At 41.7% G+C, this 676-nt stretch carries 1 pseudogene; it reads left to right on the top strand.

From position 1 onward, the window contains the following. Positions 1 to 676: pseudogene (locus HJP15_RS21600) on the top strand (reverse transcriptase domain-containing protein); the annotation flags it as partial.

The following is a 676-nucleotide window of genomic DNA, read 5'->3' as shown; positions in this document are numbered from 1 at the left end:
ATCCCTGCTGTTATCGACAGAGTGATCCAACAAGCCATTGCTCAAGTGATTAGCCCTTATTTTGAGCCTCAATTTTCACCACATAGTTATGGTTATCGCCCTCATAAAAGAGCCAGTCAAGCAGTGAGCCATGTTCAATCTTGTGTTAAACAAGGTTATAAAACAGCGGTTGATATTGACTTGTCTAAGTTCTTTGATGAAGTAGACCATGACATGCTGATGAATCGTGTTGGTCGTAAAATCAAAGACAAAGCACTCATGCGCCTACTCGGTAAGTATCTACGAGCGTGAGTAGCAGAGCGCGAAACAGGTCTGTGGTTTGAGTCAACCAAAGGCGTCCCTCAAGGTGGGCCATTATCCCCTTTACTTTCCAATATTTTACTCGATGAATTAGATAAGAAGCTAACCTATAAACACCTTAAGTTTGCACGTTACGCTGATGACATAATCATTTTAGTAAAAACCAAAAGCGAAGGACTAATAATCCAACGGGAAATTACTGCGTTCATCACTAAGCGATTAAAGCTCAAAGTGAACGAATCGAAAAGCCGAGTCGGTCCAGTAACAGGCTCGAAATTTCTCGGGTTTACCTTTCGTTACGGTCAAGTGCAAATTCACGAACAGGCGCTAAAGAAATTTAAAGCAAATGTAAGAGAACTCACTAACCGCAACTGGG

The organism is Pseudoalteromonas sp. NEC-BIFX-2020_002, assembly GCF_013002825.1.
Classification (GTDB): Bacteria; Pseudomonadota; Gammaproteobacteria; order Enterobacterales; family Alteromonadaceae; genus Pseudoalteromonas; species Pseudoalteromonas neustonica.
Note: the sequence above shows the minus strand (reverse complement) of the source record. Positions and strands in the feature narration are given on the sequence as shown.